The organism is Pseudoalteromonas sp. A601 (genome assembly GCF_002165575.1).
Lineage (GTDB): Bacteria > Pseudomonadota > Gammaproteobacteria > Enterobacterales > Alteromonadaceae > Pseudoalteromonas.
In genome coordinates, this window is record NZ_MXQF01000041.1 from 1 (window position 1) to 15,462 (window position 15,462).

The following is a 15,462-nucleotide window of genomic DNA, read 5'->3' on the forward strand; positions in this document are numbered from 1 at the left end:
CCAGTCAGCTTAACTGACTGGCATTACGCTCTAAAGCGGCTTTTTTGATCTAATATAGCGGTGAGTTAACGGCGTTTAGTTTGCTTCACACGGTTGTTGTGCTTTTTAACCGCTTTACGTATTTGGTTAATTTTGGCACGTTTATCTTTGCGCTTTTCAGGCATAACTGACAATTTTGTTTGTGTTTCACGACCCAGTTTTACAGTTTTACGTAGGTAGTTAACAGTTTCTAAATCAAGTTCGCTCCAGCCACCTTGTGGTAAACGCTTATCAAGCTCTAACTTTCCGTAACGAATACGAATTAGACGAGAGACTTCCACCTCTTGAGATTGCCATAAACGACGCACTTCACGATTACGCCCCTCAGTTAGTGTAACATTATACCAGCGGTTAATTCCCTCACCGCCTAGTGGCTTAATGTTTAGAAATTTAGCCATACCATCTTCAAGCTCAACACCTTTGGTTAAGTTCTTAATAGTCTCATTAGTCACTTCACCAAATACCCGTGCAGAATACTCACGTTCAACTTCATAACTTGGGTGCATTAAGCGATTAGCCAACTCTCCATCATTGGTAAATAGCATCAAACCAGCTGTATTGATATCTAGACGACCTACAGCAATCCAGCGTTCGCCATCAATACGTGGTAAGCGATCAAACACGGTACGACGCCCTTCTGGGTCTTTGCGTGTACACAATTCACCTTCAGGTTTGTTGTACATTATTACGCGGCAAATACGCTCTGCTTTTTCTTCAATTTTAACGGTGTGGCCGTCTACACGGATTTGGTCGGTCTCTTCGACCCGATCACCTAACTTGGCAACTTTACCATTTACACTCACACGATTTGCATCAATGTATTTTTCCATCTCACGGCGTGAACCTACGCCAGCACGGGCTAGGACTTTTTGTAACTTTTCACCTTGTATACTCATTCGGATAGTTCTCTCACAGAAGGATCACTCAATAACTGGTCTATTTTACTTTGTTGCTGCTTTGGCAAATCAGGTAAATTATCAAGACCCGTTAACGAAAAATAATCTAAAAATTGTTTTGTTGTCGCATATAAAGCAGGCCTTCCTGGCACCTCTTTATGCCCGACCACTTGTACCCACTCTCTTTCAAGTAGGGATTTCATAATTCCAGAACCCACAGCCACGCCACGGACTTGCTCGATTTCACCACGAGTTATAGGCTGACGATATGCAATTAGTGACAGTGTTTCTAATAACGCACGAGAATATTTAGGCGCTCGCTCTTGAAATAAATTACTCAGCCATGGAGCTAAACTTGCACAGGCTTGAAACCGATACCCACTGCCGACTTCAACTAATCGAATACCCCGCGTTTGATAATGAATTTGAATATGATCAATAGCATTATTAACTCGCGACATCGATACACTTAATTCACTTAAAACGGTTTCTTTAAGGTGTCGCTTACTTAACGGCTTACCTGCAACAAAAATTGCCGCTTCAATGATTTCAATCAGTTGCTCATCACTAATTCGTTTTGTTGCCATTTAAATAACCATTTAAGAATAGACGCGCTAAAGGTTGGATATTATGAGCGTTATATTATGACAGAACATTAGCTAGGTTGGAAAATTTATTATCTAAAAAAGCAAAAATGCCAGCATAAAGCTGGCATTAATATCACTAAAAATAAAATTAGCTATTTTTTATCATTTCAAGAGCTTCATCTTCAGCAACGTCACTACCATGAGTTTTGATATAAGTGACAAATTCGTTTTTGCTGATACGCTTATCTTTATTGCTATCCATGTAACCAAAGTGATTTGAAATATCGTCATCGTTTGCTTCGACGACTGAGATATAACCATTACGATCGTTATCTAATGACTTAAAATCACTTTCAATCGGATCAAACTTTGCAATTTCTGCCTTAAATGCTGACTCAGTTACTTCGCTGTCTGTTGCAACTTTACCTGTATTTAGGTGAGTGTAATTTGCAAATTCTTTGCGGCTAATCTGCTCGTCCATATTGGTATCGATGTTTGAAAAATGCTCCCAAATATCGTCATCATCAGCTTCGACTTTAGAAATATAGCCATCATCATCGTTGTCTAAGCTACCAAAATCACTATCGATTTTTGCAAGAGAAGAATTTGCTGAACATGCGCTTAGAGTTAGAGCGGCCAAAATAGTTGATGCAAGTGTTAACTTTTTCATAAGACGTTTCCTTGTAATAAATAAAAATCAAATTCATACGAAATAATACAAGGACTGCGCCAACTCTATAAATAACTTATTATCAATCAGTTAACTAAAAATAATTTCACTAATAGAATAAGGCTGTAAAATCATTGCACGACTTTTGTAAAAATTGCAGGCATAAAAAAAGCGCTAATCAGCGCTTCTTTACAATAATTAACCGTTATATTGCTGCATTTTGATAACGCTTAACAAAATCAGTTACTGGCTCACCATTACAGCGTAATGAGTTTAAGTTGCCAATTTTTTCACGCACAGGTGTAAGACCTTGCTTTACAGCAGTAACACAAAGTTGAGTTTCAGTTTGATCATTGGTGGCGAATACTTCTACAACTTTTACATTACGCTTTTTGTCACTCTCTTTTTTAGCAATATCACGAATGTCTTGACCGTTACATAAAATACTTTGTGAGTGACGAGAGATAAAAATACCATGTTGGTGAGCTACTTTACGTGCGGCAGAAAAACCTTCGTTTGCACTAATTGAGCAAAGTTGAGATTCAATTTTTTTATCAGCACTGAAGTACTGAGCTGCTTGAGCAACGTGAGAGAGTGAAGCTATTGCAACGAATAAAGTTAAAAGCTGTTTTTTCATGACTTACCTGTATGAATATAGAGTGAATGGGTGAATTTCGCGCATTATATATACAAACAAAATCAGATCAACTGAATAATCAATTTAATTTTTTAATTAATTCAAGTTTAACAATGCTTAATCTTTAATCATCATTTGTTCAACATTAGTCCAACTATATTTCCAAATAATCGCATGTACCATCGACATTTTAATGATAGAATTTGTCGCAAATAAATATGCACTTTAGGCCAATAATATGAAAGTTATTTCATTTAACATCAATGGGCTTCGCGCCCGACTTCACCAACTTCAAGCAATTATTGATAAACATCAACCTGATGTTATAGGTTTGCAAGAAATCAAAGTACATGATGAAGCTTTCCCTTTAGATGATGTACAAAAAATGGGTTACCACGTTTACTTTCATGGCCAAAAAGCTCATTACGGTGTAGCTATGCTCTGTAAGAGTGAGCCTAAGTCAGTATTTAAAGGTTTTGCTACTGATACTGATGAATCACAAAAACGTATGATCAGTGTAACCGTTTCACAAGAAAATGGCCGAGACTTAACGGTTATGAATGGCTACTTCCCACAAGGTGATAACATTAATCACGAAACAAAATTCCCTTATAAACGGCAGTTTTACAAAGATCTTATGACTCATCTTGAGACTAACCATACTCCGGATGAAGATGTCATTGTTATGGGTGATATAAATATTTCTCCGACCGATTTAGACATTGGGATTGGTGAACCCAACCGTAAGCGTTGGTTAAAAACTGGTAAATGCTCTTTTCAACCGGTTGAACGTGAGTGGCTCGCCACTTTATTAAACTGGGGTTTTAAAGATACCTATCGTGAGCTTCACCCTGATACAGGTGAACAATACTCTTGGTTTGATTATCGCTCAAAAGGTTTTGTTGACAACCGAGGCTTGCGTATCGATGTGGTCCTTGCAACGCCAGCATTAGCAGGGCGTTGTACTGATGCCGGTATTGACTACGAATTAAGGGGCATAGAGAAACCGTCTGATCACGCTCCAATTTGGTCAACTTTTAGTTAATTTACAATGTCTCATAACCTTGAACTTACAGCTCTTATCAGCACAAACACTCAATTAGTTTTATGGCTTGTGGTTGGGGTTATTGCTTGGGGCAGTTTTGATAAGGGACTCTATAAAAGCCTTATTACTACACCAGCACGCCAAACCGGTATATTTTCCTGCGCAATGGTATTTTGTGTTTTATGGCAGATTAAAGCGGGTATCTTACCAGGCCTTGAACTACACATATTAGGTGTCACCGCTATCACTTTAGTGCTTGGTTGGCGCTTTGCTATTTTAAGTGCAACCTGCGCAAGTGCTCTGCTTGTAGCTTTTGGCCAAATTAGCTTGGTACAATTGCCCTTACATTTATTATTAACAGCATTTATTCCTATACTGTTTTCTTACGCTGTTTTTATTATTTGTTACAACCTATTACCTCGCCATTTTTTTATTTATATATTTATCTGCAGTTTTTTATGCGCAGCGTTAGTCAGTTGCGTTAAAATAGTGACAGTAAGTGCCTTTTATTATTTTTCAGGAAACTATAACTGGTATGAATTAAGTGAAAATTACTTATACCTATGCGCCATTATTTGGTTTCCTGAAGCAATGCTCAATGGCATGGCTATTTCAATACTTATTACTTATCGCCCACACTGGGTGAAAACATTCTATGACAAGGACTATCTAGACTCATGAGTCTCGCGTATCAATGCCCTTTATGCCAAACAACTTTGCAGCTAAGTGAAAAATCACTGCGTTGTGTTAATAATCATACTTTCGATTATGCTAAAGAAGGCTATGTTAACCTCTTACCCGTGCAAAATAAAAACTCAAAACAGCCTGGGGATAACCTTGACATGGTGCAAGCTCGACGAGCCTTTTTAAGCACCGGGCACTATCAATTTTTGCAACAAGCAATCGCAAAGCTTGTCGCAGAGCTTGCTCCAAAGAGTGTGATAGATTTAGGTTGTGGAGAAGGCTTTTACACGCACGCAATTGCAAACCAGTGCCAAAGTAAGGTGTATGGTGTTGATATATCTAAGTCAGCCATTAAGTATGCCGCCAAACGCTATGAAAACTGCCAATTTAGTGTTGCCTCAATAAGCCAAGCTCCATTTTCTGCTAACCAAGCTGATGTTCTTGTGAGTATTTTTGCACCATTATTTGAACAAGAACTCGCTCGTTTAGCTAACCAGAATAGTTCACTGATTGTCGCAAGCCCAGGCCCTTGGCACTTAAAAGAGTTAAAACAAAAAATTTATAGAGAAGTAAACGCACATACGCCTATTGATGTGCCTAGAGGTTTTACATTAACCCAACAAGACTTAATTGAACAACAGGTTAAACTTGGGTTTGAAGACCTTAAAAACCTGATTACTATGACACCTTTTGCATGGAAGTTTAGACCAGAACATTGGCAAGAATTAGAACAACAAGGTGAACAAACTGTCACCCTGTCATTTTATGTAAGTCATTTTAAGAAAGTCGATTAGAGATTCTCTTTAGTAAAAGCACGGTCCATTTTATCAAACATATCGTTAAGTAAATGGGCCAAATCCGCGTAGCGTGGTTTGTTTTTACCCAAAGCACCTTGGTAACCATTAGCCACCATTTTAGTATGAAGCTCTTTAAACCAATGTTCCATTGCTGGTTCAAGTGTAGTCTCTGCACGTTTACCTAACCACAACAGCCCTTGTAGCGGCAACGATAAAAAGAACAGCGCTACGGCAATCGCTTGCGGTAAAAAATCACTCCCTAGATAATTAATTTGCATAAATAACGTTAACATTGCCAATATCGGCATAACTGTAATTGCATGCTCGGTGGCTTTAATAACCTTAAACTCGGCAAATAACGGTGCTAGCTCTTTTCGCATTGGCCACTTTTTTGCGTACTCTCGACCAGTTTGGACTTGTGACATCACACTTTTTTGCATCATGACTCCTAGGTGTCGCTAGTTTAACGATTAGACTCTTTAAGTGTACCATACCCAAAACAACATTCCTTTGTAAAATCTAATTACTATCCTTGTATTTGATCAAGGCTATGGCTAACGTTAATTCAATAAATGAGTTAAAATATTTAAGCATTAAGTCAACTAGACTTTAGTTTAATCTTAGTTGTTAATCGGCAAAATACTATTTATCTTTAGCCTGTATAGCACTATCACAATAGATATGCATCAGCTTAACTTAATGCGCACTTACAGACATACACAATAATGAGACTTTATATGCCTTTGCAACCTAGTTCCCCTCACCATGTGCTTGTACTTAATTGTGGAAGTTCAAGTTTAAAATTTGCGATTTTAGATGCGCAAACATCGAATGAAGTTATTTCAGGTCTTGCTGAACGCTTAGGCTCTGATACACCATCTATTAAATATAAATTTCAAGGTAAAAAAACACTGGTCGAACTGACAAAGGGCCAAGCTCACGCACATGCCATTAATACGCTTGTTAATCTTATTAAAGATCATCACTTAGCAGATAACCTGATTGCTGTTGGTCACCGTGTTGTTCACGGTGGAGAACACTTTACTAGATCAGTACTTATTGATGAGTCTGTTATTGAAGGTATAACAAAAGCTGCGGCACTTGCTCCATTGCATGGCCATGCGAATTTATTGGGTATCGCTGCTGCGCAAGCCTCATTTGAAGGACTCCCACAAATAGCCGTATTTGATACTGCATTTCATCAAACAATGGAACAAGTTGCTTATTTATATGCCCTACCTTACAAGCTTTACACAGATTATGGAGTGAGGCGCTATGGCTTTCATGGTACCAGTCATTATTATGTTGCAAGTCAAACTGCTAAATTATTGGAAAAACCACTAGAGCATAGCAATTTTATTAGTGCGCATTTAGGTAATGGCTGCTCAGTATGCGCCATTAAAAATGGCATAAGCGTTGATACAAGCATGGGACTCACCCCTCTTGAGGGCTTAATGATGGGCACCCGTAGTGGCGATATAGACCCAGGTTTATTTAATTTTTTAACAACCCAGTTAGATTACAGCGCGGCACAAATTGATGACTTGTTAAATAAAGAAAGTGGTTTATTAGGTGTCAGTGAGTTGTCAAATGACTGCAGAACTATTGAAGACGCAGCATTAGCTGGAAACAAAAGAGCAATGCTTGCTCTTGATATGTTTTGTTACCGCCTTGCAAAACAAATTGCCGCATTTATGGTGCCAGTACAACGCTTAGACGCACTTATTTTTACAGGCGGCATTGGCGAGAATTCAGATATAATTCGTCAAAAAGTAATCAAGCAACTTGCCTTTTTAGGGCTCGACTGTGATGAACAAGCAAATCTGAATGCTCGTTTTGGTAGTGAAGGCATAATTAGTTCAGCACATGCAAATACAACCGCTGTTGTAATGCCGACAAATGAAGAGTGGGTAATCGCCCGTGATGCAGCAAATATTGCACAGGAGCAATAATATGGCCCGTCGAATTATGTTAGTGCCTATCTCTACCGGTGTTGGTTTAACGTCGGTGTCAGTAGGTTTAGTACGTGCACTTGAACAAAAAGCAGTAAAAGTAAATTTTTTTAAACCCATCGCACAACCTCGATCTGGTGAAACCGGGCCTGAAAAATCAACCTTAATTGTGACACAAGGCTCACCTATCAACCCGCCTACCCCATTTGCATTAGATTATGCTGAACAGATGATTGGCGATGGCAAAGGTGATGACCTACTAGAAGAAATTGTCGAACGCTTTGAAAGCACAATCAGTAATGATGAAGTTGCCATTATCGAAGGTATGGTCCCAACACGTCGCCAACCGTACGCAGGTCGGGTAAATCGTGAAATAGCCCAAACTTTAGGCGCTGAGATTATTTTTGTGCTTACCCCAGGTAATGACAGTAACGATCAAATTGAAGATAGATTAGAAATAGCCGCCGGTTATTATGGAGGCGTAGGTCATGCACGGGTACTTGGTTGTATATTTAACAAAGTAAATGCCCCGCTTGATGATGAAGGCCGTGCCCGTGCCGACTTAGTTGATTCGCATAACCCTGAAGCACTTGAAAATGAGCTTAACCGCCTAGCATCTTTGCCTATTTTCACAAAGCACCCTTTTATGCTGTTAGGCTCTATCCCGTGGGACTTTGAATTAGTTGCACCACGTGTAAAAGATTTAAGCGCTTATTTAAAAGCTCAGGTATTAAATGAAGGCGACATGGCACACAGACGTCTACGCCGCGTGACATTTTGTGCACGAACTGTTTCAAACATTCTTAACCACTTTACCCCTGGCGCATTACTTGTAACACCAGGAGATCGTTCTGATGTTTTAGTCGCTGCATGCTTGTCTGCAATGAATGGAACTAAAATTGGTGCCATTTTACTAACGGGCGGTTTTATGCCAGAACCTCGCATAATGACGTTATGTGAACAAGCAATGGCAACAGGCTTACCTATCTTGTGTACAGACGCAGATACTTGGCGCACCTCTTTGTTATTACATAACTTTAATATGGAAGTACCCTGTGATGATGAACAACGGATTGACAAAGTCAAACATCATAATGCAAGCCATATTGATTCTGACTGGTTAGACACACTTGCGCAAAGCGTAGGTAAAACCCGTAAAATGTCACCTCCTGCATTTCGTTATTTACTGACAGATAAAGCACGTAACGCCAATAAAACGGTTGTTTTACCTGAAGGCAACGAACCACGTACTATTAAAGCTGCCGCTATTTGTGGGCAACGCGGGATCGCAAAAACAATTTTACTTGGTAGTCGAGAAGAAATTCACCGCATTGCAAGCCAGCAAGGCGTAGAACTCAATGAAAATGTTACCATCATTGAACCTCAATCAGTACTCAATGATTATGTTGCACCTATGGTTGAAATTCGAAAAGGCAAAGGTTTGACTGAAGTTGTCGCCCAAGAACAGCTGCAAGATAATGTTGTATTAGGCACCATGATGTTAGAGCGCGGTATTGTTGATGGCTTGGTTTCAGGTGCTGTCAATACCACTGCAAATACGATTAGACCACCACTGCAATTAATCAAAACGGCCCCAGGTTCTTCGTTAGTATCATCGGTGTTTTTTATGTTGTTACCTGATCAAGTACTGGTATACGGTGATTGTGCAATTAACCCAGATCCAACCGCCGAGCAACTGGCTGATATTGCAATTCAATCTGCCGATTCTGCTCAAGCATTTGGTATTGAGCCACGCGTCGCGATGATAAGTTACAGTACAGGTACCTCAGGCACAGGTGCTGATGTTGAGAAAGTGCGTGAAGCAACCAAGCTTGCCCAACAAAAGCGTCCTGATTTAATTATTGATGGCCCATTGCAATACGATGCGGCAATTATGGAAAATGTGGCACTGAAAAAAGCGCCGAATAGCCCTGTCGCTGGTAAAGCTACTGTATTTATTTTCCCAGATTTAAATACTGGTAACACAACCTATAAAGCCGTACAAAGAAGCGCCGACTTGATCAGTATTGGTCCAATGCTGCAAGGTATGCGTAAGCCCGTAAACGATTTAAGTCGTGGTGCTTTAGTTGATGACATTGTTTACACGATTGCTTTAACTGCAATTCAAGCAGCTCAAGTGAGTGATAAGTAGTATTTTATGATGGTGTAAAGCAATGCCCTTTTGCTTTACACCATCGCTGTCGTTTATCTACCCAAATTAAAAATGAACGCTATATTAATACCTTAAGTCGGTTATACCTTTTTAATCCCATTGTTATCCACAGAAATTGTGGACAAGATTACTCTTTTATTCGAATCTTTTTAACTATACTATTAATAAACCAAGGTGGTTACATAAAAAGGCTTTTAATGTCTAAACAAACGTTACAACTTCACAGTACTGAATTTACTATTCATAGCCTTGATGCTGTACACAATTGGTTAGCTCTTGAAGTTGTTGGGCCACTCGGGTTTTCACTAACAGGGATCATGGCCAATATTTCTGGCGTATTAGCCAAAGCTAATATCTCTATTTTTGCCATATCAACCTATGATACCGACTACGTGCTAGTGAAAAAACAAGCCATTAATGATGCTATAAAATCACTTAAAAAAGACGGTTACAATGTAATAGGTGACTCACTCTAAGAATGCAAAATAACGATATAACTTATTTGCCACAGCAGCAAATTCAAACTAATACCTTGTCTATTTGCAGTCCGTTTAGCGGCAAAGTTCTCCCATTGAGTGAGCACCCAGAGCCCTTCTTCAGCTATGGCACTGTTGGCCCTGGTATTATGGTTGAATTAACTAGCCACAAAATATTATCTCCATTTGATGGCATTTTATTACAGGTAAAAAATGCGGGATGTGAGTTCATTTTGCAAGCAAAAAATGGTCTCAAAGTGTTGATCAATTTACATCTTGATAAGCAACTTGATATTCACCACACCCATATTGCTCAGCTCAATGGCAGTAAAATAGCAAAAGGTCAACGGCTTGCTTACTTTGATTTGCGTGATTTAAACACCCCGTTACTTGCCAGTTTAATTTTATTAAACGGCCATCAATTAAAGCCTATGTATTTTTCTTTATCCCATGTAACTGCTGGGACTGACACTCTTTTAACATTAACTAAGAAGTAAATAATATGACCACTCTTTACGGTATCAGTAATTGCGATACGATAAAAAAAGCAAAAAAATACTTAACAGATAAAAACATCGATTTCACTTTTCATGACTATCGCAAAGATGGTGTAAGCCTTGAGATGATCACAGAGTTTGCTGCCCATATTGATTGGCAGGACTTGGTTAATAAACGTGGCACAACTTATCGCCAATTACCTGATGAGCAAAAGCAAAATCTAGACAAAGACTCCGCTCTTAGTTTATTAGTTGAGCAACCTGCAATGATAAAACGCCCTGTTATGATCCATGACCAAAGCTATCATTTAGGTTTTAAACCCGCTCAATTTGATGAGATTTTTGGCCTATGAAAAACCCTGTTATTGAACTTGCCCAAGCACTTATTCAACGCCGCTCTGTGACACCTGAAGATGCAGGTTGCCAAGCGATGATTAACGAACGTTTAGCAGCACTTGGTTTTAATATCGAATCACTGTTTTTTACAGATACTCTAAATACCTGGGCTAGAAAAGGACAGCAATCTCCTCACTTTTGTTTTGCTGGCCACACTGATGTTGTACCCACCGGACCTGAACAGAACTGGCAACACCTACCTTTTTCAGGGCTAGTAGAAAATGGCATGTTGCATGGTCGCGGCGCTGCTGACATGAAAGGATCTTTGGCAGCCATGATTGTAGCTACTGAACGGTTTGTAGCTAAGCACCCTGATCACAAAGGGTCTATTTCATTTTTGATCACCTCCGATGAAGAAGGCCCATTTATCAATGGCACCACTAAAGTAATTGATACCCTTGAACAGCGTGGCGAAAAAATAGATATGTGTTTAGTCGGTGAGCCTTCTTCTCGCGATATGTTAGGCGATGTGGTTAAAAACGGCCGCCGTGGTTCTTTGACCGGCTTTTTGAAGGTTAAAGGTGTACAAGGGCATGTCGCATACCCGCATCTTGCTAAGAACCCGATCCATCTGGCAGCGCCTGCGCTTAGCGAACTTAGTCAAACTCAATGGGATAATGGGAACGCATTCTTTCCGGCAACCAGTTTTCAAGTGTCTAATATCAATGGCGGTACTGGGGCAGGCAACGTGATACCTGGCGAACTTGAGATTCAGTTTAATTTTAGGTTTAGTACTGAGGTCACGCATCAGCAATTGCAGCAACGTGTGAATACCATATTACAAGACTATGATTTTGATTATGAGCTAAATTGGATCGTGAATGGCCAGCCATTTATTACTGAAGGCGGCCCATTAATAGAGGCCACTGTTGCAGCTATAAAATCAGTAACAGGCCTTGATACTGCACTTGAAACCTCGGGAGGCACATCAGATGGCCGTTTTATAGCGCAGACAGGCGCCAAAGTAATAGAACTTGGTCCTCGTAATGAAACAATTCATAAAGTAGATGAATGTGTAAGCACCGATGACTTAATCGAATTGAGTGATATTTATGAACAAATATTGGAGAAACTATTAGTATGACCGCCTTATCACTAAACCCGTTACAGTTATCTGCATGCGCAACGGGTTGCAGTGACGCACATTTGGTTGATTTCGCTAACCACCGTATTCATGTCGGTATAGTGGATGACTTTATAGCATTGCAAAATGCCGCAAAACAAGCTGGCTTTGAGCTTACAATAGCCTCTAGCTTTAGAGATTTTGAGCGACAAAGTACCATTTGGAATGCTAAATTCTCTGGTGCTCGCCCTGTGCTTAATAAAGATCAGCAGCCAGTTGATTTATCAACCTTATCAGAACTCGATATTTGCAATGCAATATTACTCTATAGTGCATTGCCCGGAGCGAGCCGCCACCATTTTGGTACTGATGTTGATATATTTGACCAAGCCGCCATTAAGCAAGGCTACAAATTACAGCTTGAGCCGCATGAGTATGAAGATGAAGGCCCCTTTGCAGCGATGACAACTTGGCTTAACGATAACCTAGTTAAATTTGGTTTTTACCGCCCTTATGAGAAAGATTTAGGCGGGGTTGCACCTGAACCTTGGCATATTAGCCATATTGAGCAATCACATATTATGTGTGAAGCAATCAATATCGAGGTGCTTAGTAAGCTAATTCAGCAAAGTGATCTACTGGGTAAGCAAACCATTTTAACCCACCTACCCGAATTATTTGAACGCTATGTTACTAATGTGTCGGCGCCGATTTAGCCATCAGAAAAACCAATACAGCGCCAAGGATCACGGCGCTGGCTATAACAAATTGCACCGTTAAGGCTTCGCCTAAAAATATCACACCTGCAATAGCCGCCAAGACAGGCACGCATAATTGCACCACTGCTGCCTGACTGCTTTTTAATAATGGAAGAGCAAGATACCAAACACTATAACCAAGCCCTGAAGCTACAGAGCCTGAAAAAAACGCAAGTAAAACTCCTTGCCAACTTATTTGAGATACCGCCATAAAGCCTATAATCATCAATATTGGTAAGGCTACAATGCTTCTAGCAAAATTATAACTTGTCGCTTTTAAAGGAGCTCCACAGTTTTTACCACGAATACTATAAACTCCCCAAGCAACACCACTCAAGGTCATTAATAACGCCGGTAATAATGATGGCACCGCGGCGGATGGCAGCATTAAATAAACAAAACCAGCAAGCGCCACAAAAAATGCTAACCATTGCACCATTGAAAAGCGCTCTTTGTTGAAGATCCCCCACCCTATCATGGTCAACTGCACCGCTGAGAATAATATGAGCGCACCTGTTCCGGTATCCAGCTCAACATAGGCAATAGAAAAGCAAAGCGCATAAATAAGTAAACTTATACCACTTCGCCAACTCCCCCGCTCTTGGGTAATAACAGTGTGGTTAGTTGCAAAACGTTTTTGTTGAATTAATAAAATAACTCCTAAACATATCGCACCACTGAATAAACGTATCGACGTAAAGTTCCATGGATCAATAGACCCTTCAGCTAAAGCCATCCGAGCAAGTAACGAATTCCCCGCAAAGGCAACTAGCGCAAGTACTGTATATATTATTGCTTTCAAATCTATTCCTTATTAGCTGGCTTTTTGCCTTTGAGCTTTGAACAAGCTGTAGCAGGGTATCAGTTTTCATAATACCCATATAGGGCAATATAAATTAGATACTACGAATTTTTACATTGTTTATCATCAACCATTAATAAGACTATGCTAATCTATATTAAAAGCATAAAGGAGTGACGTGTGAAGCGCCGTTTTATTGTTGGGTTTGGTTTTATATTAGCGAGTGTCAGTGGCTGTAGTACAGTAGGCTTTGGTGATCTTTTCACTGATTATGCAACGCAAATAAACCCTGTACGCCAAGCGATACGTGTGAATGATGTTACTAAAGCTCAGCAGCTTTTACCCAGTAATTCGCAATCGCATAGCAACTATTTGCTCAATCAATTAGAGCATGGGCGGTTAAACGATTTAAGTAATCAAAATAGCAAAGCACAAACAGATTACGAAACTGTGTATCAACAAATGGAAAACATTCGCCAAGCAGCCAAAGTGCAAGTATCGAGCGGTCTTGAACAAAGTAATGCATTACTAACCAATGACTCTGTGATTGCCTATGAGCCAGCACCTTACGAAATGAGTATGCTGCACAGCTATAAAGCGCTTAATTATGTGTTTAATAATGATATAGAAGGTGCATTGGTTGAAGTACGCCGAGCTAACAAAGTACAAGTTGATGCTTTAACACTAAACCAAGGTAAAATTGATGCCTCTGTTAAGGAAGCACAAAAACATTACCCGAGTATGGATGAGGTAATTAAGAACGTAAAAAATGGCTACCAAAATGCCTTTACGTTTTATCTTTCTGCGCTACTTTATCAAAGTAACAAACAATTCGACGATGCTTACATTGATTATAAAAAAGCATTAGAAATAAACCCTGACAACCGCTACTTACAACAAGATGTCATGCGTTTAGCAAAACAACAAGGCTTTGAGCAAGATTTAGAACAATTCATCAAGCGCTTTGGTCAACTTGAGCAAGCAACTAACAATGGCGAGGTAGTTGTAATTATTGAGCAAGGATTAGTGCCTCAAAAAGATGAATTTGTATTACGTTTACCCATTTACACCTCTCGAGGTGACGCACGCTTTTACAGTTTAGCGATGCCAGTTTATAAAGACAGTGCATTTGTGCCTGCGATTGAGCAAATAAAGATTGCCAGTCAAAATGTATCACTCAGCCCTTTGGTGCGTATAGAGGCGTTAGCAGCTAAAACATTACAAGAACAAACACCAGCACGTGTTACTCGCCAAGTATTGCGCTTAGTTGCAAAAGAAAAAGTACGAGCTGAACTTGCCAGAAGTGGCGGTGATGTTGGGAATATCTTAGCAAATATCTATAACTTAGCATCAGAGCAAGCTGATACACGAAGCTGGTTAACTTTGCCAAATCAAATAAGTGTTGCACGTACGGATATTACAGCAGGAACACATACATTAAACATCGGTAACAATCACCCGAATATAAACTTTGAAGTTAGTAAGCAAGGGTTAACGTTGATTTACCTAACCTCTATTAATAATTACTTTAACTCTCATGTAGTGCAACTTTAGGAGCGACCATGAAAATTTTAATACCAATACTCGCTGTATGTATACTGGCAGGATGTTCCAGCAGACCAACAACATCAGGTGTTGCAGTGGAGCAATCAAGTGCACAATATCAGCAACAGTTAAAAGTAAACAACCCTGAGCTTGGAAAAAAATTAGCAATTACAGACGTTAAGACGCGACAGACAAATCAACTAACTGATGTTGTTGTTACATTGTCGAGTCAATATAAAAAATCACAGTATTTACAATATCAATTTACGTGGTACGACAGTGATGGCTTTGTAATAAAAGGGAATCATTCTCCTTGGCAGGCACTCACATTGTTTGGTTTTGCCAATATACAATTGCCGGGGCTTGCACCTACTTCTGACGCCGTTACTTTTTCGCTCGCGGTACGTGAAGTTTCCACCGAAGCACAAGAATTTGAAGATTAAGG

General features: G+C 39.7%; 18 protein-coding genes. 12 read left to right on the forward strand and 6 right to left on the reverse strand.

The window, feature by feature from the left end:
• Positions 1-65: 65 nt before the first annotated feature.
• The 4 genes from rluB to B5G52_RS19745 form a co-directional block, all read right to left on the reverse strand.
• Entirely contained in the window at positions 66-935 is an 870-nt protein-coding gene (rluB, locus tag B5G52_RS19730; protein ID WP_087534338.1) for a 23S rRNA pseudouridine(2605) synthase RluB, read from the reverse strand.
• Entirely contained in the window at positions 932-1,522 is a 591-nt protein-coding gene (scpB, locus tag B5G52_RS19735) for an SMC-Scp complex subunit ScpB (protein ID WP_087534339.1), read from the reverse strand. The genes rluB and scpB overlap by 4 nt, the downstream gene beginning before the upstream one ends.
• Positions 1,523-1,670: 148 nt before the next feature.
• The gene (locus tag B5G52_RS19740; protein ID WP_087534340.1) at positions 1,671-2,192 is read right to left on the reverse strand and encodes an EF-hand domain-containing protein; all 522 of its coding nucleotides are present in this window, start codon (positions 2,190-2,192) and stop codon (positions 1,671-1,673) included.
• Positions 2,193-2,397: 205 nt separating this feature from the next.
• Positions 2,398-2,829 carry an exonuclease III gene (locus tag B5G52_RS19745; protein ID WP_087534341.1) on the reverse strand — a complete coding sequence of 144 codons (432 nt, stop codon included), beginning with the start codon at positions 2,827-2,829 and terminating at the stop codon, positions 2,398-2,400.
• Positions 2,830-3,067: 238 nt separating this feature from the next.
• On the opposite strand from B5G52_RS19745, the gene xthA reads away from it, so the two are divergent.
• Genes xthA through rlmA form a run of 3 tightly spaced genes read left to right on the forward strand, consistent with a single transcriptional unit; the run spans position 3,068 to position 5,352 of the window.
• On the forward strand, positions 3,068-3,874 hold the full coding sequence (xthA, locus tag B5G52_RS19750; protein ID WP_087534342.1) for an exodeoxyribonuclease III: 807 nt from the start codon (positions 3,068-3,070) through the stop codon (positions 3,872-3,874).
• Between the two features lie 6 nt (positions 3,875-3,880).
• Positions 3,881-4,555: an energy-coupling factor ABC transporter permease gene (locus B5G52_RS19755; RefSeq protein ID WP_087534343.1), complete on the forward strand. Its 675-nt coding sequence runs from the start codon at positions 3,881-3,883 to the stop codon at positions 4,553-4,555.
• A complete protein-coding gene (rlmA, locus tag B5G52_RS19760; protein ID WP_087534344.1) occupies positions 4,552-5,352 on the forward strand; it encodes a 23S rRNA (guanine(745)-N(1))-methyltransferase in 801 nt (266 codons plus the stop codon). The genes B5G52_RS19755 and rlmA overlap by 4 nt, the downstream gene beginning before the upstream one ends.
• On the opposite strand, the gene yfbV is transcribed toward rlmA, so the two are convergent.
• The gene (gene yfbV / locus B5G52_RS19765; RefSeq protein WP_087534345.1) at positions 5,349-5,795 is read right to left on the reverse strand and encodes a terminus macrodomain insulation protein YfbV; all 447 of its coding nucleotides are present in this window, start codon (positions 5,793-5,795) and stop codon (positions 5,349-5,351) included. The genes rlmA and yfbV overlap by 4 nt on opposite strands.
• A 297-nt stretch (positions 5,796-6,092) precedes the next feature.
• On the opposite strand from yfbV, the gene B5G52_RS19770 reads away from it, so the two are divergent.
• The 7 genes from B5G52_RS19770 to B5G52_RS19800 all read left to right on the forward strand — a co-directional run bounded on the left by B5G52_RS19770 (position 6,093) and on the right by B5G52_RS19800 (position 12,628).
• Complete coding sequence (locus B5G52_RS19770; RefSeq protein WP_087534346.1) at positions 6,093-7,307, forward strand: acetate kinase; 1,215 nt, start codon at positions 6,093-6,095, stop codon at positions 7,305-7,307.
• A gap of 1 nt (position 7,308) precedes the next feature.
• Complete coding sequence (gene pta / locus B5G52_RS19775) at positions 7,309-9,459, forward strand: phosphate acetyltransferase (RefSeq protein ID WP_087534347.1); 2,151 nt, start codon at positions 7,309-7,311, stop codon at positions 9,457-9,459.
• A gap of 218 nt (positions 9,460-9,677) precedes the next feature.
• Positions 9,678-9,956, forward strand: coding sequence for an ACT domain-containing protein (locus B5G52_RS19780; protein ID WP_087534348.1), 279 nt, complete (start codon positions 9,678-9,680; stop codon positions 9,954-9,956).
• A gap of 2 nt (positions 9,957-9,958) precedes the next feature.
• Complete coding sequence (locus tag B5G52_RS19785) at positions 9,959-10,453, forward strand: PTS glucose transporter subunit IIA (protein ID WP_087534349.1); 495 nt, start codon at positions 9,959-9,961, stop codon at positions 10,451-10,453.
• A gap of 5 nt (positions 10,454-10,458) precedes the next feature.
• On the forward strand, positions 10,459-10,806 hold the full coding sequence (locus B5G52_RS19790; protein WP_087534350.1) for an ArsC family reductase: 348 nt from the start codon (positions 10,459-10,461) through the stop codon (positions 10,804-10,806).
• The gene (gene dapE / locus B5G52_RS19795) at positions 10,803-11,933 is read left to right on the forward strand and encodes a succinyl-diaminopimelate desuccinylase (protein ID WP_087534351.1); all 1,131 of its coding nucleotides are present in this window, start codon (positions 10,803-10,805) and stop codon (positions 11,931-11,933) included. The genes B5G52_RS19790 and dapE overlap by 4 nt, the downstream gene beginning before the upstream one ends.
• A complete protein-coding gene (locus tag B5G52_RS19800) occupies positions 11,930-12,628 on the forward strand; it encodes a M15 family metallopeptidase (RefSeq protein ID WP_087534352.1) in 699 nt (232 codons plus the stop codon). The genes dapE and B5G52_RS19800 overlap by 4 nt, the downstream gene beginning before the upstream one ends.
• On the opposite strand, the gene B5G52_RS19805 is transcribed toward B5G52_RS19800, so the two are convergent.
• Entirely contained in the window at positions 12,606-13,472 is an 867-nt protein-coding gene (locus B5G52_RS19805; RefSeq protein WP_087534353.1) for a DMT family transporter, read from the reverse strand. The genes B5G52_RS19800 and B5G52_RS19805 overlap by 23 nt on opposite strands.
• A gap of 180 nt (positions 13,473-13,652) precedes the next feature.
• On the opposite strand from B5G52_RS19805, the gene B5G52_RS19810 reads away from it, so the two are divergent.
• Both B5G52_RS19810 and B5G52_RS19815 read left to right on the forward strand, forming a co-directional pair.
• Complete coding sequence (locus tag B5G52_RS19810) at positions 13,653-15,026, forward strand: COG3014 family protein (RefSeq protein WP_087534354.1); 1,374 nt, start codon at positions 13,653-13,655, stop codon at positions 15,024-15,026.
• Positions 15,027-15,034: 8 nt separating this feature from the next.
• Positions 15,035-15,460 carry a YcfL family protein gene (locus B5G52_RS19815; RefSeq protein ID WP_087534355.1) on the forward strand — a complete coding sequence of 142 codons (426 nt, stop codon included), beginning with the start codon at positions 15,035-15,037 and terminating at the stop codon, positions 15,458-15,460.
• Positions 15,461-15,462 lie beyond the last annotated feature (2 nt).

What these genes read in the sequence shown, in the direction of transcription:
- pta (WP_087534347.1), top strand. Translation starts at nt 7,309, where the DNA reads ATGGCCCGTCGAATTATGTTAGTGCCTATCTCTACCGGTGTTGGTTTA.
- rluB (WP_087534338.1), bottom strand. Translation starts at nt 935, where the DNA reads ATGAGTATACAAGGTGAAAAGTTACAAAAAGTCCTAGCCCGTGCTGGC.
- B5G52_RS19780 (WP_087534348.1), top strand. Translation starts at nt 9,678, where the DNA reads ATGTCTAAACAAACGTTACAACTTCACAGTACTGAATTTACTATTCAT.
- B5G52_RS19790 (WP_087534350.1), top strand. Translation starts at nt 10,459, where the DNA reads ATGACCACTCTTTACGGTATCAGTAATTGCGATACGATAAAAAAAGCA.
- xthA (WP_087534342.1), top strand. Translation starts at nt 3,068, where the DNA reads ATGAAAGTTATTTCATTTAACATCAATGGGCTTCGCGCCCGACTTCAC.
- yfbV (WP_087534345.1), bottom strand. Translation starts at nt 5,795, where the DNA reads ATGCAAAAAAGTGTGATGTCACAAGTCCAAACTGGTCGAGAGTACGCA.
- dapE (WP_087534351.1), top strand. Translation starts at nt 10,803, where the DNA reads ATGAAAAACCCTGTTATTGAACTTGCCCAAGCACTTATTCAACGCCGC.
- B5G52_RS19740 (WP_087534340.1), bottom strand. Translation starts at nt 2,192, where the DNA reads ATGAAAAAGTTAACACTTGCATCAACTATTTTGGCCGCTCTAACTCTA.
- B5G52_RS19770 (WP_087534346.1), top strand. Translation starts at nt 6,093, where the DNA reads ATGCCTTTGCAACCTAGTTCCCCTCACCATGTGCTTGTACTTAATTGT.
- B5G52_RS19745 (WP_087534341.1), bottom strand. Translation starts at nt 2,829, where the DNA reads ATGAAAAAACAGCTTTTAACTTTATTCGTTGCAATAGCTTCACTCTCT.
- B5G52_RS19785 (WP_087534349.1), top strand. Translation starts at nt 9,959, where the DNA reads ATGCAAAATAACGATATAACTTATTTGCCACAGCAGCAAATTCAAACT.
- B5G52_RS19755 (WP_087534343.1), top strand. Translation starts at nt 3,881, where the DNA reads ATGTCTCATAACCTTGAACTTACAGCTCTTATCAGCACAAACACTCAA.
- scpB (WP_087534339.1), bottom strand. Translation starts at nt 1,522, where the DNA reads ATGGCAACAAAACGAATTAGTGATGAGCAACTGATTGAAATCATTGAA.
- B5G52_RS19800 (WP_087534352.1), top strand. Translation starts at nt 11,930, where the DNA reads ATGACCGCCTTATCACTAAACCCGTTACAGTTATCTGCATGCGCAACG.
- B5G52_RS19815 (WP_087534355.1), top strand. Translation starts at nt 15,035, where the DNA reads ATGAAAATTTTAATACCAATACTCGCTGTATGTATACTGGCAGGATGT.
- rlmA (WP_087534344.1), top strand. Translation starts at nt 4,552, where the DNA reads ATGAGTCTCGCGTATCAATGCCCTTTATGCCAAACAACTTTGCAGCTA.